Below are 22,700 nucleotides of genomic sequence, written 5' to 3'. Positions count from 1 at the left end.
GGAACAAGCGGGAGCAGCAGCGCGCCACAGTCACAACACAGCAATACAGCAACAACACAGCATCACTGTCACACAGCACCACAGCGACAACGCCGTATCACCGTTATTGGGGAGAATCATGAAAACATTTGCCAGCAGGTCGCCCATTGCACCAGTCCGTACCGTGTCGGGGCGGGCTTTGCTCACTGACTTCGTTTTGCGGGCGGCACCGCAGCCAGAGGAGCAAGAACGAGGAGACGTGCCTGGATGGGTCATGATCACACTCATGTCAGCGGTCTTGGTCGCTGGACTTCTTGCCCTCGCCACACCTGCCTTGAATGACTTGTTCACTCAGGCCATGTCGAAGGTGGGCAAATAGGCCGCGTGGAGGGGCAGGCCCTGTTCTCCACTGTCCTTCGCCCTTCAGGCTCGACCCGAGCCACCCGAGAACAAGGAACGGCTGTGGTGGACTTCGTATTGGTTGGAGCGCTGTTGACCCTACTCTGCATGTCGGTCATTCAACTGATGCTGGTGTTGCATGTACGCAACACGCTCGTTGACGCTGCAGCTTCGGGAGCGAGGTACGGCGCGCTGGCCGACCGGACGTCATCGGAGGCAAAAGCCCGGACGGCGGAGCTGATTACCGCGGCCCTGAACGAGGGTTTCGCGCAAAGCATTACCTCGAGCGAAGAGGTAATGGACGGCATCCGCATTCTGGAGGTGACGGTAAAGGCGCCGATGCCGGTCCTCGGGTTGGTTGGACCTGAAGGCCTGATGGAGGTGCACGGCCATGCCGCCCTTCCTGGTTGAAGCGGCACAGTCATTTGGCAAAGCGCTCCGGCTAAGGATGTGCTACGTCCTGTGCTTATCCGAACTGTCGGTCGAAGGGCGCGACCGGAACATCGAAGGACAAAGGGGGAGCGCCGTCGTGGAATTTACCTTTCTCGCAGTCCTGTTGATGGTGCCACTGATTTACTTCGTGGTGACCATTGGGCAAATCCAGGGGGCATCGTTTGGAGTGGTCGGAGCGGCCGACCAGGCCGCGAAAGTTTTCGTCCTTCAGCACGACCCGGCAAGCGCGAGGAAAGCGGCGGAGCAGTCCGTAATTGTGGCCCTGGCCGACTACGGGCATACGCCGGATCAGGCCACCGTGGAGATTTCGTGTGATCGGGAAAATTGTCTGACAGCAGGGGCAAGTGTCACCGTTACTGTCCACGTCGATGTTCTGCTTCCCATGGTCCCGTTCGGTGACACCCTGAAGCTCAGTGCCAGTAAGGTATCCGCCTCGGCCACGCAGATAGTGGGTCGCTACCAATGACGCGGAAACAAAAGGTAAGAAGCCCTCGACCCCTCACGGCGTCCAGGCCTCCCGGGGGACGCAGATACGGCGGCCCGCATCGCTTTGGCATTCTGCCTCGCAATGGCGTCCTCCACCGCGATGACGGGCAAATTACAGTGCTGATTCTCGGATATGTGGTGCTGGCACTGCTCCTGGCCACAGTGGTGATGGCCGCTTCCTCCGTGTACCTGGAACACAAGAAGCTCTTGTCCTTGGCTGACGGAGCCGCGCTCGCAGCCGCAGACTCGTACCTGGTGGGTGACCTGGAGGGCGGGAGCCTACCTGCTGTTTCTCTGATGGATGACCGGGTGCTGGCGGCTGCAGGCTCATATCTTGGGAAAAGCAACGCCTTCGCGGGCCACGAGCGATTGGAAGTGGGGGAGGGAACCGGGAGTGAGCCTGGCGGGACGGCAGTGGTGGTTCTCAGGTCTGTCGCCCACCCGCCGGTGATCAGCTTCCTGGTGCCGGATGGAATCGTCGTCGAGGCCAGGGCGACGGCGCGGTCGAGGCTCACGCAGTAATGAATCTACGGACAAAAGCCGGACAGCCAAGGGAGCCTGATGGATAGCGTACGCTGGGATAACCATGGCTGACATAGATTTTCCCGCAGAAATCCGCGCACTTCGAGCAACTTACGGCTCCATCGAAAACGTCACTGACGTTGACGCTCTCAAGGCTGAAATCGCCGAATTGAGCGAGCAGGCCGGGGCCCCGGACCTCTGGGATGACCCCGCATCGGCCCAGGTGGTGACATCCCGTTTGTCACACCGCCAATCGGAAGTCGAACGACTCGAAAAGCTCGCAGCCCGGATTGACGACCTCGAGGTCCTGGTCGAACTTGGGCAGGATGAAGGCGACGAAGCCTCAATGGCCGAGGCCGCCAAAGAGCTGGCGTCCATCCGCAAAGCCCTCGCGGAGCTTGAGGTAGTCACCTTGCTCTCGGGCGAGTACGACGAACGCGAAGCCGTGGTGACCATCAGGGCCGGAGCGGGTGGAGTCGATGCAGCCGACTTTGCCGAGATGCTGATGAGAATGTACTTGCGGTGGGCTGAACGCCACGGTTATCCCACCACGGTGATGGACACGTCCTACGCGGAAGAAGCCGGCCTGAAGTCCGCTACGTTCGAGGTCAAGGCCCCCTACGCCTTCGGCACGCTGAGTGTGGAAGCCGGCACTCACCGGCTGGTGCGCATCAGTCCGTTCGACAACCAGGGTCGCCGGCAGACATCCTTTGCAGCCGTTGAGGTCATCCCGTTGATCGAGCAGACGGATTCAATCGAAATACCCGACAACGAGATCCGGGTTGACGTCTTCCGTTCCTCCGGCCCGGGCGGGCAGTCCGTTAACACCACTGACTCCGCAGTACGCTTGACCCACATTCCCACGGGCATTGTGGTCTCCATGCAGAACGAAAAGTCCCAGCTCCAGAACCGGGCAGCCGCCATGCGCGTGCTGCAGTCCCGTTTGCTCCTGGTTAAGAAGGAACAGCAGGACGCAGAGAAGAAGGCACTGGCAGGGGACGTCAAAGCCTCATGGGGCGACCAGATGCGCTCCTACGTGCTGAACCCCTACCAGATGGTCAAGGATCTGCGGACCGAACACGAAGTGGGCAACACTTCTGCCGTGCTGGATGGCGACATTGATGACTTCATCGACGCCGGCATCCGTTGGCGCACCGGTAACCGCAACGCAGCGGCCAACCAGTAAGACGCAGCAGCCAGCCAATAAGCAGGAGGCTGGCAGAGGGCTCCCAGACTCGGCCCTTATTACGCGACACGCCCCCGAAAGCCCCGTAATGCTGGCCTACCCGTGCGTATAGTCGAGTGGCCGGTGCTCTCACTTCCCCCATCGAAAGCCCGCGCTCCGGCTGTTGGACTGGGCGACTCATGTCATGTCCGGCGGGGTACTAAGGGCCATGATCAGATTTGAGAATGTCACCAAGGTCTACGAGCAGAATGCCCGACCGGCGCTCGATTCTGTCAGCCTTGAGATCAACCGAGGCGAATTTACGTTCCTTGTGGGCGCCTCTGGTTCGGGCAAATCCACTTTCCTGCGGTTGATCCTTAAGGAAGACAAGGCCTCAGCCGGATCCGTGTACGTTGCCGGCCAGAATGTCGCCAACATTTCGAGTTGGCGTGTGCCCAAGCTGCGCCGTGGGATTGGCGTGGTGTTCCAGGATTTCCGCCTGCTGCCGCAAAAGAACGTTTTCGCCAACGTCGCCTTCGCCATGCAGGTCATCGGGAAGAGCCGCTCCATTATTCGCGAAACGGTCCCCGAGGTCTTGAAGACCGTGGGCCTTGAAGGCAAGGAACGGCGCATGCCGCACGAGCTTTCCGGTGGCGAGCAGCAGCGGGTCGCGATCGCGCGCGCCGTCGTCAACCGTCCGGGAATCCTCCTTGCCGACGAACCGACCGGAAACCTGGACCCTATTACCTCGATGGGAATCATGGGCGTCCTGGACAAGATCAACCAGAACGGCACCACTGTGGTCATGGCCACCCACGATGACGACATTGTCAACGAAATGCGCCGCCGCGTTGTGGAGCTCAAGAACGGAAAGGTCATTCGCGACGAAGCGAAGGCCCTGTACACGTCAATGATTCCGGTAGTCGGCGAATCGCGCCGATTGCGGGACGCCAGCGGCGAAGAACTCGACCGCGCGCAGGGGGCACAGCTGTGAGGCTCCTTTTCATCCTCGGGGAAATCGGCAGCGGTCTGCGCCGAAACCTGTCCATGGTTATCTCCGTTGTGCTCGTGACCTTTGTTTCGCTGACCTTTGTTGGTGCGGCGGGAATGCTGCAGATGCAGATCAACCAGATGAAGGGCTACTGGTACGACAAAGTCCAGGTGGCGGTCTTCCTCTGCAACGACGGTTCGACGGCGGTCGGCTGCGCGTCGGGACCGGCGACGAAGGAGCAGCAGGAAAACCTCCAGGCCATGTTGGAGTCTCCTGCGGTGAAGCAGTACATCAACGATTTCCAGTTCGAATCCCAGGCCGAGGCGTACAAGCACTTCAAGGAACAGTTCTCGAACTCTCCGATCGTTGATTCGGTATCAGAGGACCAGTTGCCGGCCTCATTCCGTATCAACATGAAGAACCCGGAAAAGTACCAGATCATCAGCGAGACGTTCTCCTCCCAGCCAGGGGTTGAAACAGTCAGCGACCAGAGACAGGTCCTGGAACGGATCTTCTCGTGGATGAACGGAGCCTCGGTAGCGGCTGTCGGCGTGGCCGCGGTGATGATTTTCTGCGCGGTCCTCCTGATAACCACCACCATCCGGCTATCGGCCTTCAGCCGACGGCGGGAGACGGGCATCATGCGACTGGTAGGCGCTTCAAAGACGGTGATTCAGCTGCCGTTCATCCTTGAAGGTGTCATAGCCGCCGTCGTTGGAGCGGTTTTGGCCTCTGTTACCCTGTGGCTGATGGCGCACTTCTGGCTCAACGGCGACCTTTCACGGCAATTCCTGAATACTCCGTTTATCTCCTCCACCCAGGTCCTGGTGATCGCCCCTGTGCTCATCGCCCTGGGCGCGGGCCTGGCGGGGATCTCGTCGCTGTTGACTCTCCGGCGATACCTGAAGGTTTAGCCATGAAGACCATGTCCCTCGGACTTACCACTGCTGCAAGCGAAAAGGATTCCTGATGACCACGTTGGACCCGAACTCCCTGCGTCGGCGCTTTGCGTCGGGCCAGGCTCGGATGCTGGGTGCCGTCCTCGCCGTCGGGCTGGCTGTCAGTCTCCTGTCGGGAGCGCCTGCAGCGCATGCGGACAACCTCGAAGACCAGCAGGCCGCACTGGAAGCAGAGGCGGCACGGGTCCAGGCATCCTTGGAGTTCGTCGACTCGAATATTGCGAAGGCTGCCGGCGATCTTGTGATCTACCAGGGCCGCCTTCCCGGCGCCCAGCAGGCTTTGCTTGAAGCGCAGGGCCGCGTCGCGAGTGCCGTCAAGGAAGTGGAGGCTTTGGCCGCCAGGGTGGAACTCGCCCAGCAGAACAAGGCCAAGATCACCGAGCAGCTGGAAAACGACAAGCAGAAGATCACTGATACCAAGAAGCTGATCGGGCAGATCGCGTCGCAGGCCTACAAGTCCGGCGGCGTGCCCACGAATGTCGCCCTCTTGTTCGGTTCCAGCGAGTCCGGCAACCTGACCGAGTCCATGGATCTCGCTGACCAGGCCATGCGAAGCCAGAACGCGGCCATGACCAAACTGACCCAGCAGAACGCCACTAACGTGAACTCGCAAGCGCGACTGGTGGCGGTCGAGGAAGAAATCCAGGATCTCAAGGCCAAGGCAGACGCGGCACTTGAGCGGGAGAAATCAGCACGGGACGAGGCAGCCAGCAAGAAGGCTGAAGTGGACAAGCTGATCGAGGACACCACGCGCCTCAACGGACAGTTGCAAGCGGCCAAGCCGGGGATTGAAGCGAACCTCGCGCGGGTGAAGGCGGAACAGGACACTGTTGCTGCCGAGATCGTCGAGCGTGACCGCAAACTGCGGGAAGCCTGGGAAGCGGAGCAGCGCCGGCTCGCCGCCGAAGCAGAAGCCGCGGCCGCTGCGGCAGCCGCTGCCGCCGGACGCCCGGCACCTCCTGAAGCTCCTTATGTTCCGCCGGCTGCCGGTTCGCCGTCGGCGTTCGGCCTGCGCCATCCCTTCGCCAGCTATGTTCCGATCACCTCGGGCTTCGGATGGCGCGCGACGCCGCCCGGCACCATCGACTTCTACGGCACCGGCGGTTACATGCACACCGGCATCGACTTCGGCGCCCCGTGCGGGACTCCCGTTTACGCCGCAGCCGCAGGTGAGGTCTTCAACTCAGGCTGGAACTCTGCCGACGGCGGTGGATGGCGCGTCAAGCTGTCCCACGGTGTGGTGCAAGGCAACTCGCTGACCACGATTTACTACCACAACAGCAGCATCGTGGTGGCGAACGGGCAGAGGGTCGCGCAGGGCCAGCTCATTGCTTACTCGGGCAGCACGGGTAACTCCACAGGCTGCCACGCGCACTTCGAAACTTGGCTGAACGGTACAGCGGTGGATCCCATGACCCTTCTGTAGGGTCCGGGAAACGGCCCGCTCTGGCGTACACTGGTTCAAATCCGCAACTAACAAGGAGTTCTACCGTGCCCAAGGAAAGTGGCCGTAAGGTAGTGGCCACCAATCGGAAGGCCCGGCACAACTACCTCATCCTGGATACCTACGAGGCCGGCATCGCGCTGATGGGGACAGAAGTGAAGTCCCTCCGCGAAGGCCACGCTTCAATGGTTGACGGGTTCTGCACCTTCTACAACGACGAGTTGTGGATGGAAGGTATCCATATCCCCGAGTACCACCAGGGGAGCTGGACCAACCATGCCGCGCGCCGGCGTCGCAAGCTCCTGTTGCACCGCGATGAACTGGACAAGATCTCGCAGAAGATCCGCGAGTCCGGCTTCACGGTAGTTCCGCTGCAGTTGTACTTCCTGGACGGACGGGCGAAGGTTGAAATCGCCATTGCCCGGGGTAAAAAGGACTACGACAAGAGGCAAACCCTGCGTGAGCAGCAGGACAAGCGCGAATCCCTCCGCGAGCTGCGTGAACGCAATCGTCGGTAGGAACGAGCATGTACCAGGGGGAATTACTTGCCTGCTGGATGCGTTATGATGAGTAGTCCGACAGGAGATTAACCTTTCTGTCGGGTTTGGTAACAAAATACGGGGATGATCGGTTTCGACGATGTTAGTCGCGACAGGTGAAGCGGGCCGAGGATGCAGAATTATCTCGTAAACGCTGTCTGCAAACCAATAAGTGCCGAATCTAAGCGCACTGACTTCGCTCTCGCTGCCTAAGCAGTAAGACAGTCCGTCAGCCCGGGGTTGCTATCGCCCCGGTTCCTGGCGTCATTTAGATAGCCACTGCTGTTTGCCTTCGTCATTGAGGTAAACGGGACTCTTAGATGACTGGGCCCGGATCAGCTACCTGTTTGCAGGATGGCTGGGGCCGAGAAAATCCGACGCAAACTGCGCCCGGAGAAGCCCTGACAACACGACATCGGACGGGGGTTCAATTCCCCCCATCTCCACCCCTGGGAAAGCCCCTGGACCCTCGCGGTCTAGGGGCTTTCCTGTGCCCCGAACCGGATGCGTTCACCTAAGGCGTACTGCGGCAAGGACTACCTGCATTCCGTGGATCGTTGAAGTGGATAGGCGCATCGCCCGGCAGGCGGCGGAAGGCGCCGGAGGCAGCGGGAGGCACAAAATGAGCATGGAGCCGGAATTCGTTCAGGATCCGGATGAGCAGCAAGCCTTGGACGCCTACTCGCAAGTGGTTATCCGGGTGGCCGAGTCCGTGACACCCCATGTCGCCGCCATCGAAATGATGAGCACAGGCCGCAGGGGCCAGGTCCGGGTCGGCAGCGGGTCCGCAGTGGTCTTCACCGCTGATGGATACATGCTGACCAACGCCCACGTGGTGGCCGGCCTCCAGTCCGGCAGGGCCGTCTTTGCCGATGGCAAGCATACTGACGTGGAGCTGGTGGGCGCAGATCCGTTGTCTGACCTGGCCGTAGTCCGCGGCTTGAAATCCACACCGCCGCCGGCCCTGCTGGGCGACGCCGATTCCTTGCGGGTAGGTCAACTGGTGGTCGCCGTGGGCAATCCCCTGGGGTTGTCCGGCTCAGTGACCGCCGGCGTGGTGAGCGGCCTGGGAAGATCCATCCCTGTCCGTGCAGGCGAGCACAGGAGGGTCATCGAGGACGTCATCCAAACCGATGCAGCGCTGAACCCGGGAAACTCCGGCGGTGCACTGGCGGATACCAAGGGACGCATCGTGGGAATCAACACTGCCGTGGCAGGTCTGGGGCTGGGCCTGGCGGTGCCCATCAATACGACAACGCAACGCATCATCGCCTCCCTGCTGAGGGATGGCCGAGTGCGCCGTGCCTATCTGGGCCTGGTGAGCACCCCAATTCCGCTGGATGCAAGCGCAGTGGTGAGGACCGGCCAGAAGGAAGGCCTGAGGGTGGTGGAGGTCATTTCCAATTCGCCCGCCGAGAAGTCCGGATTACTGGCGGGGGACCTCGTGCTCCGGGCGCAGGGCAGGGCCGTGTCCAGCGCGGAAAGCCTGCAGAAACTGCTGTTCGAGGGTGCTATCGGGCAAGCTTTTCCGCTGACAGTACTACGGGACGGCAAAACTGTTCAGCTCACGGCCTATCCATCGGAAATGAGCCAGCAGTGAAGGTTGCCTAGGCTTTGTTCTCCGGAACATCCACGACGCCGACAAAGCGGCTGCCGACGCCTTCGTACTCGCTCCGGACCTCGCCCAGGAAGAGTTTCGGGAGTTCACTGTTCCGGTGGGTTCCGCAGAAGACGAAGGAAAAGTCCGGCCACCATTTCTTGGGTCGGACAGCCTCGGAATAGCCGCAGACGGCGCAGGTGAGGTGGACCCAGACAGGTCGCTTTCCTGTTCTGTTGGCCCGGGACTGTGCCAGCCAGGCCGGCGGATTGTCCTGAAGGTCGCGGAGCTCGGCTTCGGAGAGTCGGGACGGAATGCCGTGGCGCTGAGCCATTTCCATCGAAATATCAAGGGCCAAAGCGGCATCACGTCTGCTGATCACCATTCAACGATACGGGACTTACGCGGCGTAGGCTGTGCACATGACTGACGCTCCTGTCCTGTTGCCGAGTACACCCCTCCAAAAACGGGTCCTTGTGGTGGCAATCGTGGCGTCGTTCATTGCCATCCTGGACGGCTTTGTGGTGAATCTCGCACTGCCCGCCATCGGCCGGGAGCTGGGTGGCGGCCTGGTGATACAGCAATGGGTGGTGGACGCGTACCTGCTCACGCTGGGGGCTTTGATTCTGGTGGCGGGGTCTTTGTCAGACCATTTCGGGCGGGCACGGATCCTTGAATGGGGCCTGGCAGGCTTCGCCGTCACGTCGATGCTCTGCGGCTTGGCGTGGAGCGGTGAAGTCCTGGTGGTCTCACGGGCCCTCCAAGGGATCGCAGGTGCGCTCCTGGTGCCAAGTTCGCTGGCCATGATCATCACGTCGTTCTCCGGGCCGGCGCAATCGAAGGCCATCGGCCAGTGGTCAGGATGGACCAGCGCGGCGGCCATTGTTGGTCCGCTGATCGGTGGCGCCGCCGTCGATCTTCTGTCCTGGCGGGTCATCTTCTTCATCAATGTGGTTCCGGCCTTGGCCATCTGGCCCATGCTCGCCGGTCTTCGCGCCTCCGACGCCGCCAGGGACAAGACGAAGCGGATCGACTATCTTGGGGCGTTCCTGGCCATGGTTGCTTTAGGCGGTCCGGTCTTCGCGTTCATCGAGCAGGGACGCATGGGATGGGGGAGTCCGCAGGTGTGGGTGCCCCTGATTCTCGGTGTGCTGGCCATGGTCCTGTTCTTGTTCCACGAAGGCAGGACGCCCGAGCCCATGCTGCCGCTCGGACTGTTCAGGATCCGCAATTTTGCCTGGGGCAACGTCGGCACCTTGGCCATCTATGCCGGAATATCCCTCGGTTTCTTCGTGTTGGGAATCTATTTGCAGCAAGTAGGCGGGCTGGGTGCCACCGTGGCTGGCATGGCTTTGCTCCCGGGCACCGTCATCCTGATGCTGGGAGCCTCTTACTTTGGTGGCCTGGCCGGCAAGTACGGTCCTCGATGGTTCATGACGATCGGTCCGTTGCTGTGCGGTGTGGGCTTCCTGATGTCCCTGTCCGTGCAGGAGCCCCTCAATTACTGGACGCAGGTGCTGCCCGGCCAGATTGTCTTCGGCCTGGGGTTGGCGACGCTCGTAGCGCCTCTGACGGCCGCGATCCTCGGCGCTGTTCCGCCGACGGAAGCCGGAATCGGCTCTGCCGTCAACAACGCGGTTGCCCGTATCGCAGGCCTTATTTCGATCGCTTTCGCGGGTGTGATCGTGGGGCCGGTTTTCACCAGGCAAGGGCTGTACAACGCCTTGGTGGTGACCGCCCTGCTGTTCCTGGCCGGCGCGGTGGCGTCCGCCGTCGGGATCCGTAACCCGCCACGCGAGGCGGCGGCTGCTGCTGAACGGGAACCGGATGCGGCGTCCGACGACGGCGGTCCGGCCGGGCAGCCCGGCTGACCACCCGTGCGGCAAGGGTCAGCTGGCCGGGAGCACGCAGCCTTGGTGGGTGCCGGCACTCTTCACCCACAGCGCGGAGGCGACTTCATCTGCCAGGTCAAACTCCCGACCGGCAGCGCCGCTGCCTATCCGGACCACCAATGCCCCGCCGAAAGGCTTGCGCCCCATCACTTCAACGGGTGCGTCGAGCGCGATGTCCTCTGCGGCAAGGTACCGGAGGAGTTCGGGGTTTTCGTCGCTGATGCGGGTTATGCGGCCCGAGTGGCCCTGGTCGAGTTCGATCATGCGGTACGCATGCGGCAAGTCAACGGCACCGTCCGCTGACGGGATCGGATCGCCGTGGGGGTCCCGCACGGGGTGGCCGAGCTTGGCTGACATGCGTTCGATGAAGGTGTCGGACACCGCATGCTCCAGCATCTCGGCTTCGTCGTGGACCTCGTCCCAGCTGTAGCCGAGTTCCTCCACCAGGTACGTCTCAATGAGGCGGTGCCTGCGAACCATCGAAAGAGCGAGGCGCATGCCTTCGGAGGTCAAACGGATGGCGCTGTAGGGCTGATGGTCAACGAGGCCTTGGTCCTTGAGCTTTCGCACCATTTCCGACACCGAGGAATTGGCGACCCCGAGCCGCAGGGCAAGCTGTGAGGACGTGATCGGCTTGTCCTGCCACTCCGTATAGGAGTAGATGACCTTGACGTAGTCCTCGATCGAGGAGGAGGGCGTACTGGTCTTCACACCCCTAGCCTACCGTGGTGTGGCATCGTGGACTTTGTATGCACGCCAGGTCTGCGTCAGGTAGGGCAGCGGCACGGTGTCTCCCGGCGCGTGGCCAAGGTGTTCGTAGAGGTACCACTGGAGGTTGTCCATGACTTTGGCCCGCGTCGCTTCGTTGGCGCGCAGGTAGTAACTGCGCGACTTGGTCAACTCCATGATGTCCTCGGGCGAGAGCGGGTCCTCCCACCTGGTGAGGTGGCGTTCCAGTCCGTGAAACTCCGGGCCGATAACCGGCCGGAATCCCGGCTTGTGGACGTCGCCTGCATGCATGATGCGCGAGAGCCTGTGGACCCAGGGAATTGAGGTGTCCAACTGGTTCCAGATCAGCCCCAGAACCCCCGCGGGGCGCAGGATACGGGCGATCTCCGTGCTCGCGGCAAGGGGCTCGCACCAGTGCCAGGCCTGGGCAACGCTGACGACGTCGAATGCTGAGTCCGCCAGTCCGGTTGCCTCGGCCGTCCCCTCCGTCGCGTGAACATCGGGGTAGGCCTTTCGCAGTTGCGCCAACATATCGGTGGAAGGGTCGACGGCGGCCACCTCAAGTCCGCGTCCGGCCAGGAGAGAGGTGAACTTGCCCGTTCCTGCGCCGAGGTCCGCAGCAGTCGATGCCCCTTCAGGTAGGAGCCAGTCAACGGAGTCCACAGGATAGCCCGGCCGCACGCGATCGTAGTGCTCTCCGCCATCCTGGAAGCTTTGGCCAAGTTCATGGCGCCGGGAGGCATGGAGTTTGGGTCCGCGGGGACCGGCGGGACCGGGAGTGACTGGAGCGCCGTTCGCTGAGCGCAGGGACACGCAAACTCCTTCACAGGGCCGTTAGAGGTACCCTACGAATTTACCCTCTAGTCGACCGTGCAGGGAGCGGCACCGGCTGTGCCCGGGGTGTTGGGCGCCCACTCGGGGTAGCTGCGGTGGTCGTTGGCCGGTACCCAGCGGCCCTCGTCCACCACATAGTCCCAGCCCAGGCCGTTGCGCTTGAGTTCCTCGATGCCTGCCAGCAGCCTGGTGGCGTCCTCCAACCGGGAGCCGACGCCGAAGCTTGCGCGCAGGGAACCCGATGGCAGTCCCAGCCGCTTGAGCAACGGGTGCGCGCAGAAACGTCCGTCGCGGAGGCCCACTCCGTGTTCGGCCGCCAGATAAGCGGCGACCAGTCCGGCGTCGAATCCTTCTACGGAGAAGTTGACCACGCCGATGGTGTCCTCGGAATCGCTGAAGATCCGGTGGACTGTTACGCCGTCGATGGCTTCCAGGCCCTCAACCAGGTAGCTGCGGATGCCCGCTTCGTGTGCGTGCCAGGCGTCCTGGTCGAGGCCGGCGAGTACCTGCGTGGCGCGGGCGAGCGTCGCGGCGCCCAGGACGTTGGGGGAACCGCCCTCGTGCCGCGCCGGACCCGTGGCCCAGCTGACCGAGTCCAAGCGCGCTTCGCGGACAGCGCCGCCGCCTGCCAGGTGCGGGATCCCGGCGTCGAGCCAGTCCGGGCGGCCCACTACCACTCCTGCGCCGAACGGCGCATAGAGCTTGTGTCCTGAGAAGACGATGTAGTCGACGTCAGCCTCTGCGATGTTGACGCGGCGGTGCGGAGCGAGCTGGGCTGCATCCACCACGATCCTTGCGCCGTACTCGTGGGCCAGCGCGGCAAGCCGGGCGATCGGCAGGATCTCTCCGGTGACGTTCGAGGCGCCCGTGACGGCGAGCAGGCTGACGCCGCCCAGGGCCAGTTCGGCTTCGATCTTGTCCAGCGTTCCGGCCAGGGTCGGCGCCGCAACCACGCTGCGGTGCGGCACGCCCTGCCACGGCAGCAGGTTTGCGTGGTGCTCAATGTCCAAGTACAGGACCTCGCCGGCAAACCCGCCGTCAACCTGCGGGAGGCAGCCGGCCAGCAGGTTCAAGGAGTCCGTGGTGTTCCGGGTAAAGATCACCGAATCGTCTGCACGTCCGCCAACGAAGTCACGGACGATGTTCCGGGAATTCTCGTAGACGGAGGTGCTGATCTGCGAGGCGAAGCCTGCTCCGCGGTGAACGCTGGCGTAGTACGGGAGGACCTCGTTGAGGTAGGCGGAAACAATCGTCAGCGCAGGGGCTGACGCGCCGTAGTCGAGGTTGGCATAGCGGACGTGGCCACCTTGGATCAGAGGCGCCTGAAGCTCCGCGCCCGTGACGGCGGCGAGGGGACGCGCAGCTGCCGATTCGAGGGCGGCTTCGTCAACAAAGGAAGGGATGGTGTTTGCGTTGAACGTGACTGTGCTCATGGGACCTCACTCAAGAGGGACCCCCACAGGGGGATCCGCGCTTGCCGCATCCGTTCCGGACCGGCCGGGTCGTCACCCGGGGCACCCCACCGCGAATGGAGGGTTGCCGGCCAGCAAACCGGGGTTTAGCGCTGGCACTCGTGACCTGTAAAAAAGGCTAAGGCACGTCCGGGGGACGATCCAAAGCCGTGGGGTTTTGTTAAGCGCTTTGTTACGCGGATGCCAAATCCCAGTTTCCGCGAACAAAAAACGGCGGACGCGCACAAAAGCGGGCGTCCGCCGTCGAAAATTCGGCAATCCGGAGTAGTGCCGGCCTCAGGCTTGGGACTGCAGGAGGTCGTCCAGTCCGGGGTTCAGCCGCTTCAGGACTTCCGAATGCAGGATGGAGTTGGTGGCCAGGGCGTTGCCGCCGAACGGTCCGTCTTCGCCTTCCAGGGAAGTGAAGCGCCCGCCTGCCTCCGTCACGATGGGGACGAGCGCCGCCATGTCGTAGAGGTTCAGCTCCGGTTCGCAGGCGATGTCCACCGCGCCCTCGGCCACGAGGCAGTAGGACCAGAAGTCACCGTAGGCACGTGTGCGCCAGACGTCCTCCGTGAGGTCCATGAATTCGTCCAGATTGCCCCGCTCCTTCCAGCCGGACAGGCTGGAGTAGGACATGGAAGCGTCGGCCAGGCGTGAAACGTTGGACACCTTGAGGCGGGTTGCTGAAGCGAGGGACCGACCCATGTAGGCGCCCATGTCCTTGGCTGCCCACCAGCGTTTGCCCAACGCCGGAGCGCTGACCACACCAACGACGGGCTCGCCTTCATCAACGAGCGCGATCAGCGTTGCCCATACTGGAACGCCGCGGACAAAGTTCTTTGTTCCGTCGATGGGATCGATGATCCAGCGCCGCGATCCGTGGCCACTGCTGCCGAACTCTTCCCCCAGGACTGCATCACGTGGACGCGAGCGCGACAACTGACCGCGGATAGCCTCCTCCGCAGCCTTGTCGGCATCGGTGACAGGGGTAAGGTCCGGCTTGGTTTCGATCTGCAGGTCCAGGGCCTTGAAGCGATCCATGGTTTGGGCGTCGACGGAATCGGCGAGGACATGGGCCAGGCGCAGGTCGTCGTTGTAGGTGGAAGCGGGTTGGGTCATGGCACCAAACTATCCTGAAATACTGGCAGCGGTGGGGACGTTAACGCTGCACCTTCAGTTTTCCAGTGTCATCAAGTAACCGTGCCGAGCTCTTTCGCTTCTTTGGCCTCCAGGCGCGGGTCCGCGCCCAGCAGGCGACGCAGTGAAGCCAGGCGCGCCACCCCTGAAGGGCCCGCATGTCCTTCATTGACCCAGGCGTCCAGCCCGCAGTTCACTGCCGTAGCGTCGTGCTTGCATCCCCGCTCGCATGCTTCGGTGCCGGGTTCGAGGTCCGGGAAGGAATGCAGGATCCGGTCCGGATCCACGTGGGCCAAGCCGAAGGATCGGATACCGGGGGTGTCAATGATCCAGCTGCCCGAGGGGGCATCCGCGAGCTTCAGCGCCAATGCCGAGGACGAAGTGTGCCGGCCACGTCCGGTGACGGCATTCACGCCGCCGGTGGCCCGCTCGGCGCCCGTCAACGCGTTGACCATGGTGGACTTGCCCACACCGGAGTGGCCCAGCATGACGGTCACTTTGCCACCGAGGTGTGCGCGGAGCCGGGAAACAGCATCCCTGTCCAAACGGGCCGACAGCCCATCATCGGATCGGGCATCAATGCCGCCCGCTTCAGAATCGGCTGTCCGGCTGATAATCACCGGGAAATCCAGGCTGACGTAGTTGGCCAGCAGTTCAGTGGGATCCTTCACGTCGGCCTTGGTGATCAGCAGCAACGGCTCAATACCGGCGTCGTACGCCGCCACAAGGGCGCGGTCGATGAACCCGGTCCGCGGTTCGGGATTCGCGGCTGCAACAACCACCACCAGCTGGTCGGCGTTGGCCACGACTACCCGCTCGATCGGATCCGTGTCATCGGCGCTGCGGCGAAGGAGGGTCCGGCGTTCTTCCACCCGGACCAGCCGGGCCAGCGTGTCCGGAGACCCGGAAACGTCGCCTACAAGGGCCACGAAGTCACCGGGCACAACAGGGTTGCGCCGGAGTTCGCGGGCGCGTGCGGCGATGATGATGCGTTCGTTGGGGGAGTCTTCGTCAACGATTGCCCGGTACCGCCCGCGGTCCACCGTGATGATCCGTCCGATCACGGCGTCATCGTAGCTGGGACGGTCCTTGGTCCGGGGTCGTGATCCTTTTTTGTTGGGACGGATCCGGACATCGGATTCGTCCCAGGAACGTGCGTCGCGGCCCATGGTCAGTTGCCGGCCTCATTCGTGCCGGCGGAGTCAAGCATTCGTGCCCACATCTCCGGGAACTCGGGCATCGTCTTGGATGTTGTGGCGATGTCTTCAACCTGGACGCCGTCGACGGCGAGTCCCAGGATGGCGCCGGCAGTGGCCATTCGGTGGTCTGCGTAACTGTGTACCACTCCGCCATGGAGGGAAGCTGGGCGAATTACCAGGCCATCGGCAGTTTCTTCCGCATCGCCACCAAGGCGGTTGATTTCGGCAACCAAGGCAGCGAGGCGGTCTGTTTCGTGGCCGCGGAGGTGGGCGATGCCCGTCAATCGCGAAGGGCCGGTAGCCAGAGCGCACAGTGCGGCTACAGTCGGCGCGAGCTCGCTGGTTTCGTCGAAATCAGCACCCTTGATCTCATTGCCGCCTGTAACCGTCAGTGTTCCCCCGTCAAGGGTGACGCTTGCGCCCATGGCAGCAAGGATGGTCCGCCAGAGATCGCCCACCTGTGTGGTGCCGGTGGGCCAGTTGGGAATGCGGACAGTGCCGTGCGTTGCCAGGGCGGCGGCCAGGAAGGGGCCGGCGTTTGAGAGATCCTGCTCGATCCGCTGGTCGAAAGCACTGATCCTGCCGGGCGAAACGCGCCAGTGGTTGGGTACGGAGTCATCGACAGTAACGCCCACGCTCCGAAGCACCTCAACGGTCATGGTGATGTGGTCCAGGCTTGGAACGGGTTTGCCCACGTGCTCCAAGTGCAGGCCTTCGGTGAAGCGGGCGCCTACCAACAGCAACGCCGAGACAAACTGGGAGGAAGCGCTCGCGTCGATGACCAAGTGACCGCCGCGCACCTCGCCGGTGCCTTCCACCGTGAAAGGAAGGGACGACGGCGTCCTGCCGCCTTCGGCTGCGACCGGAACTCCCAGGGCGATCAGTGCCTCGATGATGGTTCCCATGGGCCGGTTACGGGCATGGGGATCGCCGTCGAAGACTGTGGCGCCGCTGCGCAGGGCAGCCAGCGGGGGAACGAACCTCATGACGGTACCGGCCAGACCGCAGTCGATGGCTGTCGTTGAGCTCGAAGCAGAGGGGTCCAGGGGAGTGATCTCCAGGTCGGGCCCATAGTCACCGTCACCGGGTACCTCGGTGACGGTGGCACCCAACTGCCGGAGGGCCTGGATCATCAGGGCCGAATCGCGTGAATGCAGCGGAGCCCGGAGCCGCGAAGGACCATCCGCCAAGGCTGCCAGCACCAGGTACCGGTTGGTCAGCGATTTTGAACCTGGGACCGTCACTGTGGCGTCCACGGGCCCTTTGGCATAAGGGGCCGGCCATAGCGGGAGGCTGGCGGCTTTGTCCGGTTCGGTATTGGCGGCGGTGGTACCTGTCATGCTTCCTTATGCTCCAACTGCGTTGTCTACGGCCTTGCGCACTGCTTTGTCTGCCTTCTTGATCTGCTTGCCGGTGACCTTCCTGGCGTCGGCGGCAAGGTGCTCGGCCCGCCAGGCGATACTCGGACGGCCGTCGGTGTCCACCGACGCCAACAACACGCCGCCGGTAAGTGAGATGTTCTTCAGGAGCTGGGCCTTCCGGGCGGTGCGCCCCTCCTTGGTGCTTATGTCGGCCGAACGCCATTCGACGTAGGAGTTCAGGGCGGACGTCAGCGCGAGCACTGTCGCTGCGAAACGCGAAAGCTTACCCAGTCCGAGCAGGGCTCCGGCGCCGAGCTGGGCTCCACCCAGAACCCGGGCGAGGGTCTTCTCGTCCGCTTTGAAGGGCAGCGATTCAGAGGCTCGTCGAAGGACCGGTGACAGTTGCTTGGCGGTGTCGTCAGCGTTCTTGAGCTTGTCCAGACCTGCAACGACAAAGCTGGATGCGAGCATGGGCCGCGCGAGAAAACGGATAAAAGACATGTTTTGCCTCCTGGGTGGCTTGCCACACTGTTCGATGAGTGTTGTGTTCACGGGGTGCAGTCGGATCTAGTCTTGCACTTTTGCGGAATATTTACCCAGCAGCGGCCGTTGTGAGTTTCAGGTGCGGTGGAGACCGGACTGCGGCACGGCGTTGCCGCTCGCTGAACGGAGTTGGTTTTTTGACTTTGGTGAAGGACCGCATGGTTCTACCGGAGGCCGGGTACGGGGTGCAGCCGGATTCTCCCAAGCTGACAGTAGACTTGGCAACGATGAGCACCATTGAACCGGCCGCAGCGGCCATGTACGAAGCAGCCGACGCGACGGACGACGATAGCGCCCCGGCGCCGGCCGCCGTCGATGTTGCAGCGGAGAGCCCGGAGCAGCGGCGCGAGCGTTTTGAGCGCGACGCAATGCAGTACGTCGACCAGCTGTACTCGGCTGCCATGAGGATGGCGCGGAACCCTTCTGACGCGGAGGACCTCGTCCAGGAGGCCTACACCAAGGCCTTTTCAGCGTTCCACCAGTACAAGCCCGGCACCAACCTCAAGGCGTGGCTGTACCGGATCCTGACCAACACCTACATCAACCTCTATCGGAAGCGGCAACGAGAACCGCTGCAGTCCAATTCGGACACGATCGAGGACTGGCAACTGGCCAAAGCAGAGTCGCACACTTCGGCGGGCCTGCGTTCAGCCGAAGCCGAGGCTCTTGACCACCTGCCGGATTCCGACGTCAAAAACGCGTTGCAGGCAATTCCGGAAGAATTCCGGTTGGCTGTCTATTTCGCGGATGTCGAGGGATATGCCTACAAGCAAATCTCGGAGATTATGAATACCCCGATCGGCACTGTCATGTCGCGGTTGCACCGTGGCCGGAAGATGCTGCGGGACATGCTGGCGGACTATGCCGCCGAACGGGGCTTCAAGGCCCACACCGAAGATCAGGCTGCGGCCGGAAGCAACAATCAGGAGAAAGAGAAATGAGCGACTGCCAGGGATTGGGCGATTGCGACGATACGCGAATGCAGCGGATCTATGAGTATCTCGACGGTGCATTGACACGTGAGGACCTCACGGAAATCAAGCAGCACCTGGATACGTGTGAAGAGTGTGCAGAACAGTATGACCTTGAGTGCCTCATCCGCACCATGGTCAAGCGTTCGTGCACCGAATCCGCTCCCGAGAACCTCAAGAATTCCATCCTGGACAGGATTCACTCGATCAAGCCTGTTGACGCCTGATCCGGCCGCCGGCTGGCACGGCCTGGTCTTGTGAGGGTTTAACGCCAAGGGCCCCGGAAACCGCATGGTTTCCGGGGCCCTCGCTCTTAAGCCTGTGACGCTAAGCCGTTGGCTTAGGTGTTGGGACGCTTGCCGTGGTTCGCGCCGCCGCGCTTACGGTCACGACGCTTACGTGCACGCTTGCTCATAGCTGGCCTCCTTCAATGATTGATACTCAATAGAGCTGCCCTCCAGTTTCGCACATCCGGGTGCTGCGCCGCGAACCGGGAGGCGTCCGCGCGGCGGGGCGCTTTGCCTCAGCTCAGTTGTTGAGTGAATTCCTGATGGATATTCGAGCCTGATCCAGGACCGCGCGGACCGTTTCCAGTGCCACTGGCGTCAGCGGGCGGGCAGCCCCGTGTTGACGCAACTCCACGCGGATATCGTCCCGGAAGGCCTGCACCATTAATTCTGCTTCCTTGAGGATGCGCTGGCCTTCCGGTGTGTAGCCCGCCGTCCGACTGCGGAAAGCGGCGGAGGTGGCATTTGTGCGGGCTACTTCCGCCGTAGCGGCAAGATCGGCACGAAGGCCGCGCATGTTGCTGCGAATGTCCTCGCGTAAGTTGTCGGCGAGCCGCCTGACGGAGGCGGAGATGGTGTCTTCGACGTCCGCCAGTTCCTCCCGTCGGCTGTCCAGTTCCGCGCGCCCGGCTGAGGTGATGGAGTATTTCGTGCGCCGGCCCTCGGTCTCTGTAGCGACGAGACCGTCCTCTTCCAGCTTGCCCAGTCGCGGATAGATGGTTCCGGCGCTGGGGGAGTACGTTCCGCCGAAGCGGTCGCCGAGGGCCTTGATCAGTTCGTAGCCGTGCTTGGGACCGGTTTCCAAGAGGGCAAGGAGGTACAGGCGCAGTGCGCCGTGGGCGAAGACGGGAGGCATCAGAGACCAGCTTCCCCTGGCGACTGCCGGCTGTTGTCCGGTGACGGTGCCGAGCCGTGGATGATGTAGGTCTTGCCGGAGACCGTATTGGTGCGGACAAGCATGAGCCGTTCGTCAGGACCAACGATTGTGTGGACATTGCTGCCGGGCTGGGCGTACATCTGGTCATCGATCACTACGGTTCCGCTGGCTGATTTCGCCACGATATCCAGGCCAACGTCGTGGGGGAGCCGGATGGTGAGGTCGCCGGAGACCGAGTTGGCTCCAAAGTCGTTCGTGTAGTCCTGGAGATCGAAGCTGAGGTCGCCACTGACTGTGCTTGCCCGGACGCTTTTGAAGGTGCCCGACGCCGTGACTTCGCCCGAGACGCTCTTGGCGGTCAGGACGCCGTCGTGGTTCCTGGCGATGACTTCCCCGCTGACGGTGTTCACGTGGAGTTCGCCGTTGGTGCCGTCCGCCATGACGGAACCTGACACAGTGTTCAGGCGCGTGCGGCCGCTGACGCCGGACACCATTCCGTCGCCGCTGACGGTTCCGGCCTCGACGTCGACGCCGGGTGGCAGCGCGATCCCGACCACCACCGAGTTGGTGCTGCTGTTGTTGACGGTCCCCATGAGGTTGCGGAACCAGCCCTGCGGCCCCTGCAGCTGGTGGCGCACTTCCAGGCGCCCGTCCACCAGTGTCACCGTAAGGGGGTCGCCGGTGATTTCGCTGATCTCGATGCGGACAAAGGGTTCGTCGTGGGTCACGACGTCGAATCGGCCCTTCACTATGCCCAGCTTCAGGGAGCGGACGTTATCCACTTCAATGGTTTGCGGGCCCGTCACGGTCCATAGTTCGTCTGACATGATCCCTCCAAGTTGCGATATATCGCGTTGATGAAAACACGATATATCGCGTTTCCCGGCGAATCAAGAGCTCCGGCGAATCAAGAGGTAACGGACCCGGCGTCAGCTCCCGGCTTGGTAGACCTTGCCGATGAGTGACCTCGCGATGGTCACGGCAGGGTCCCGGCCGTCGGCCGCCGGTGCCAGATTTGTCCACACCACGAGGGTCACTCCGTTGACGGGATCGCTGCCCATGAAGGTGTTGAAGCCCGGAAGTTCGCCGGTATGGCCGTAGAGCTTCCCGAACTTCGCTATGCCCCAGCCGTAGGAAGCACGGTCGGGGTTTTCCGGGTTGGTGGGGATGACGCTGTCGAGTCGTTGTTGCTGGAGCCCGGCATCGAGCAGCTTCCCATTAACGAGGGCTTCGCCGAGGATCTTCAAGTCCGTGGTCGTGGAGATTCCGGACCCTGCTGCCCAGGCCCATGACGGATTGACATCAGTAACGTCGTTCGGGGCCAGGGTGCCCGCGGCGGCTTCCTTTTGCATGTCCTCGGGAAGGGCAGGATTGGTCATCGTCAGGACGTTGTCACCGTAGAAATAGCCCTGGGGATGTGGCTCCGGAATGCTGTTGGACGAAATGTCCGGAAAGACCGTTCCCTTTAAGCCGAGGGGCTGGAAAATGCGCTCCTTGAAGAGATCACCGAGTGGCTTTCCTGCGACCTTCTCGGCGATGAGGCCCAGAAGGACCGTGTTCGTGTTGGAATAGTGGAAGCCTTGCCCCGGCGCGAAATATGGCGGATGGGCAAACCCCAGCGCGAGGAGCTCTTCCGGTTTCCACTCCCTGCGCGGTTCTTTATCCATGGCTGAGTTGAGCTCAAGGGTTTCGGTGTAGTTGAACAAGCCGCTCCGCATGGTCAGGAGCTGCTCGAGAGTGATGCCGTCACCATTGGGAACGTCTGGACGGTACTTTGAAACGGGATCACCAAGGGCGAGCTTGCCCTCCTGGACGAGCTGAAGAATGACTGTGGTTGTCCAGGTCTTGGTGACCGAACCCACCCGGATGTGGTCCGCCATTGAGACCGGCCGTTCGGCGCCGCGGGTACCTGTGCCGTAAGACGCAGTGAGGGTTCCCCCGGGAGTTTCCAGCAGCACCATGGCTCCCGGGACAAGGACTTCCTTGGCTGTCCGCTCAAAGTCCGCGCGCAAGCCCTCCGAATCGAAGCGCTGCAGCGCCGTGGGCGCCGATGTTGGAGAAGCAGTGGATGCCGGTGCCGACGCGGCTGTTGAGGACGCGGGGGAGACCGGGGGACCGGAACTGCAGGAAACTGTGGCTGCCACTGCGGCAATTACTGCCGCCGCTGTTGCTGCTCTGACAGAAACCTGCATGTTCCGCGTCATGGCTACTCCGGTTGAGCGATATTAAGCCACTGGAACCAGCCACGGTGCAGGACAAGCCACGCAATCAAGCCGTAGCCGGCCTGGCCCGGTGTTCCCCCATTGGCTGCGAGGTCCGTCCTCCACTGCTCATGATTGAGCAACGGGGAGAACGTGTCAACGTAGTGGTGGTTGCGCCGCGTGGTGACATCGGCAAAAGCTGTGTTGAGTTCAGCAAGACGCTTGTTGCGTGCCGGATCCAAAGTGGGAGGCGGACCAACCACGAAGACCTCCACGCTGCTGTGCGAAGCTCCGTCGAGGATGTTGGCCAGATTCAGCCGGCTCCGCGCTGTGGAAAGGCCAAATTCGAGATCGCGACCTGAAAGTCCGATCACCAGCCGGTTCTCATGGGTATCGCTGAAGCGCCTGCCGGCTTCTTCCTGCCATCGGGCGGCCAGGCCCTCTGTACCTTCCATGGGACAAGGGAGCGGAAAGCTCTCCACCACGACGGAGTCCTGGGGTGTGCGGGCCAGGACTCTACCGAGCCAGCCCAGGGCGCGGGGATCCCCCAGGCCCGCGAGCAGTTCATCTCCAACAGCTGCGATACGCAGCTTCCTGTCTTCCACGGTTACCTCTTCACACTCGTTACGGTCCTTGCACAGTTTCCGGATCATCGGCCGGTTTTGGGACCGGGTACCTGTC

At 62.5% G+C, this 22,700-nt stretch carries 26 protein-coding genes, 1 other RNA gene and 1 riboswitch; of the genes, 14 read left to right on the top strand and 13 right to left on the bottom strand.

Annotated elements, in window-relative coordinates:
• The first annotated feature begins 118 nt into the window (after positions 1-118).
• From JMY29_RS12725 to JMY29_RS12675, 11 genes are all read left to right on the top strand, one after another.
• Positions 119-358 carry a hypothetical protein gene (locus JMY29_RS12725; protein WP_110503932.1) on the top strand — a complete coding sequence of 80 codons (240 nt, stop codon included), beginning with the start codon at positions 119-121 and terminating at the stop codon, positions 356-358.
• Positions 359-441: 83 nt separating this feature from the next.
• Positions 442-789 (top strand): TadE family protein, encoded by a 348-nt coding sequence (locus tag JMY29_RS12720; protein WP_229778542.1) that lies wholly within the window; start codon positions 442-444, stop codon positions 787-789.
• 118 nt (positions 790-907) lie between these two features.
• On the top strand, positions 908-1,297 hold the full coding sequence (locus JMY29_RS12715; protein ID WP_306876992.1) for a hypothetical protein: 390 nt from the start codon (positions 908-910) through the stop codon (positions 1,295-1,297).
• A 137-nt stretch (positions 1,298-1,434) separates the two neighbouring features.
• A complete protein-coding gene (locus tag JMY29_RS12710; protein ID WP_189075163.1) occupies positions 1,435-1,839 on the top strand; it encodes a pilus assembly protein TadG-related protein in 405 nt (134 codons plus the stop codon).
• 64 nt (positions 1,840-1,903) lie between these two features.
• Positions 1,904-3,025, top strand: a complete 1,122-nt coding sequence (gene prfB, locus JMY29_RS12705) for a peptide chain release factor 2 (RefSeq protein WP_018776403.1) — start codon at positions 1,904-1,906, stop codon at positions 3,023-3,025.
• Positions 3,026-3,233: 208 nt separating this feature from the next.
• Positions 3,234-3,998, top strand: a complete 765-nt coding sequence (gene ftsE, locus JMY29_RS12700; protein ID WP_018776402.1) for a cell division ATP-binding protein FtsE — start codon at positions 3,234-3,236, stop codon at positions 3,996-3,998.
• The gene (gene ftsX, locus JMY29_RS12695; RefSeq protein WP_018776401.1) at positions 3,995-4,909 is read left to right on the top strand and encodes a permease-like cell division protein FtsX; all 915 of its coding nucleotides are present in this window, start codon (positions 3,995-3,997) and stop codon (positions 4,907-4,909) included. The genes ftsE and ftsX overlap by 4 nt, the downstream gene beginning before the upstream one ends.
• Positions 4,910-4,964: 55 nt before the next feature.
• On the top strand, positions 4,965-6,380 hold the full coding sequence (locus JMY29_RS12690; RefSeq protein WP_018776400.1) for a M23 family metallopeptidase: 1,416 nt from the start codon (positions 4,965-4,967) through the stop codon (positions 6,378-6,380).
• A gap of 65 nt (positions 6,381-6,445) precedes the next feature.
• Complete coding sequence (smpB, locus tag JMY29_RS12685; protein WP_018776399.1) at positions 6,446-6,916, top strand: SsrA-binding protein SmpB; 471 nt, start codon at positions 6,446-6,448, stop codon at positions 6,914-6,916.
• 101 nt (positions 6,917-7,017) lie between these two features.
• Positions 7,018-7,386, top strand: a transfer-messenger RNA (tmRNA) gene (gene ssrA, locus JMY29_RS12680).
• 179 nt (positions 7,387-7,565) lie between these two features.
• Complete coding sequence (locus JMY29_RS12675) at positions 7,566-8,537, top strand: S1C family serine protease (protein ID WP_018776398.1); 972 nt, start codon at positions 7,566-7,568, stop codon at positions 8,535-8,537.
• A gap of 7 nt (positions 8,538-8,544) precedes the next feature.
• On the opposite strand, the gene JMY29_RS12670 is transcribed toward JMY29_RS12675, so the two are convergent.
• Complete coding sequence (locus JMY29_RS12670; RefSeq protein ID WP_026266935.1) at positions 8,545-8,919, bottom strand: hypothetical protein; 375 nt, start codon at positions 8,917-8,919, stop codon at positions 8,545-8,547.
• 31 nt (positions 8,920-8,950) lie between these two features.
• Between JMY29_RS12670 and JMY29_RS12665 the strand changes: the two genes are divergently transcribed.
• Positions 8,951-10,405 carry an MFS transporter gene (locus tag JMY29_RS12665; protein WP_039242105.1) on the top strand — a complete coding sequence of 485 codons (1,455 nt, stop codon included), beginning with the start codon at positions 8,951-8,953 and terminating at the stop codon, positions 10,403-10,405.
• 18 nt (positions 10,406-10,423) lie between these two features.
• Here JMY29_RS12665 and JMY29_RS12660 read toward each other — a convergent pair whose 3' ends face one another.
• The 7 genes from JMY29_RS12660 to JMY29_RS12630 all read right to left on the bottom strand — a co-directional run bounded on the left by JMY29_RS12660 (position 10,424) and on the right by JMY29_RS12630 (position 17,641).
• Positions 10,424-11,137: a metal-dependent transcriptional regulator gene (locus tag JMY29_RS12660; protein ID WP_018776395.1), complete on the bottom strand. Its 714-nt coding sequence runs from the start codon at positions 11,135-11,137 to the stop codon at positions 10,424-10,426.
• Positions 11,138-11,146: 9 nt separating this feature from the next.
• Complete coding sequence (locus JMY29_RS12655; RefSeq protein ID WP_189075162.1) at positions 11,147-11,968, bottom strand: class I SAM-dependent methyltransferase; 822 nt, start codon at positions 11,966-11,968, stop codon at positions 11,147-11,149.
• A gap of 47 nt (positions 11,969-12,015) precedes the next feature.
• Positions 12,016-13,422 carry an aminotransferase class V-fold PLP-dependent enzyme gene (locus JMY29_RS12650; RefSeq protein WP_055972057.1) on the bottom strand — a complete coding sequence of 469 codons (1,407 nt, stop codon included), beginning with the start codon at positions 13,420-13,422 and terminating at the stop codon, positions 12,016-12,018.
• A gap of 32 nt (positions 13,423-13,454) precedes the next feature.
• Positions 13,455-13,568, bottom strand: a riboswitch (SAM riboswitch).
• Between the two features lie 169 nt (positions 13,569-13,737).
• The gene (gene hisN / locus JMY29_RS12645) at positions 13,738-14,562 is read right to left on the bottom strand and encodes a histidinol-phosphatase (RefSeq protein ID WP_064721722.1); all 825 of its coding nucleotides are present in this window, start codon (positions 14,560-14,562) and stop codon (positions 13,738-13,740) included.
• Positions 14,563-14,633: 71 nt separating this feature from the next.
• A complete protein-coding gene (gene rsgA, locus JMY29_RS12640) occupies positions 14,634-15,749 on the bottom strand; it encodes a ribosome small subunit-dependent GTPase A (RefSeq protein ID WP_055972060.1) in 1,116 nt (371 codons plus the stop codon).
• A gap of 2 nt (positions 15,750-15,751) precedes the next feature.
• Positions 15,752-17,119, bottom strand: a complete 1,368-nt coding sequence (aroA, locus tag JMY29_RS12635) for a 3-phosphoshikimate 1-carboxyvinyltransferase (RefSeq protein WP_039242096.1) — start codon at positions 17,117-17,119, stop codon at positions 15,752-15,754.
• 6 nt (positions 17,120-17,125) lie between these two features.
• Complete coding sequence (locus JMY29_RS12630; protein ID WP_018776389.1) at positions 17,126-17,641, bottom strand: DoxX family membrane protein; 516 nt, start codon at positions 17,639-17,641, stop codon at positions 17,126-17,128.
• Between the two features lie 179 nt (positions 17,642-17,820).
• Here JMY29_RS12630 and JMY29_RS12625 point away from each other — a divergent pair, with 179 nt between their 5' ends.
• Together JMY29_RS12625 and rsrA are read left to right on the top strand one after the other, a co-directional pair.
• Positions 17,821-18,624 carry a sigma-70 family RNA polymerase sigma factor gene (locus JMY29_RS12625; protein WP_374757486.1) on the top strand — a complete coding sequence of 268 codons (804 nt, stop codon included), beginning with the start codon at positions 17,821-17,823 and terminating at the stop codon, positions 18,622-18,624.
• Positions 18,621-18,881, top strand: a complete 261-nt coding sequence (rsrA, locus tag JMY29_RS12620) for a mycothiol system anti-sigma-R factor (RefSeq protein WP_018776387.1) — start codon at positions 18,621-18,623, stop codon at positions 18,879-18,881. The genes JMY29_RS12625 and rsrA overlap by 4 nt, the downstream gene beginning before the upstream one ends.
• 113 nt (positions 18,882-18,994) lie before the next feature.
• Here the strand turns inward: rsrA and JMY29_RS20980 are convergent, their stop codons facing one another.
• From JMY29_RS20980 to JMY29_RS12600, 5 genes are all read right to left on the bottom strand, one after another.
• Positions 18,995-19,069 (bottom strand): 50S ribosomal protein bL37, encoded by a 75-nt coding sequence (locus tag JMY29_RS20980; protein WP_369299106.1) that lies wholly within the window; start codon positions 19,067-19,069, stop codon positions 18,995-18,997.
• 113 nt (positions 19,070-19,182) lie between these two features.
• Positions 19,183-19,797: a PadR family transcriptional regulator gene (locus tag JMY29_RS12615; protein WP_189075161.1), complete on the bottom strand. Its 615-nt coding sequence runs from the start codon at positions 19,795-19,797 to the stop codon at positions 19,183-19,185.
• Positions 19,797-20,645, bottom strand: coding sequence for a DUF4097 family beta strand repeat-containing protein (locus JMY29_RS12610; protein WP_018776385.1), 849 nt, complete (start codon positions 20,643-20,645; stop codon positions 19,797-19,799). Before JMY29_RS12610 ends, JMY29_RS12615 begins: the two co-directional genes overlap by 1 nt.
• 102 nt (positions 20,646-20,747) lie before the next feature.
• Positions 20,748-22,022 (bottom strand): serine hydrolase domain-containing protein, encoded by a 1,275-nt coding sequence (locus JMY29_RS12605; RefSeq protein ID WP_189075160.1) that lies wholly within the window; start codon positions 22,020-22,022, stop codon positions 20,748-20,750.
• Between the two features lie 2 nt (positions 22,023-22,024).
• The gene (locus JMY29_RS12600) at positions 22,025-22,672 is read right to left on the bottom strand and encodes a GDSL-type esterase/lipase family protein (RefSeq protein WP_018776382.1); all 648 of its coding nucleotides are present in this window, start codon (positions 22,670-22,672) and stop codon (positions 22,025-22,027) included.
• Positions 22,673-22,700 lie beyond the last annotated feature (28 nt).

The organism is Paenarthrobacter nicotinovorans (assembly GCF_021919345.1).
GTDB lineage: Bacteria > Actinomycetota > Actinomycetes > Actinomycetales > Micrococcaceae > Arthrobacter > Arthrobacter nicotinovorans.
Note: the sequence above shows the minus strand (reverse complement) of the source record. Positions and strands in the feature narration are given on the sequence as shown.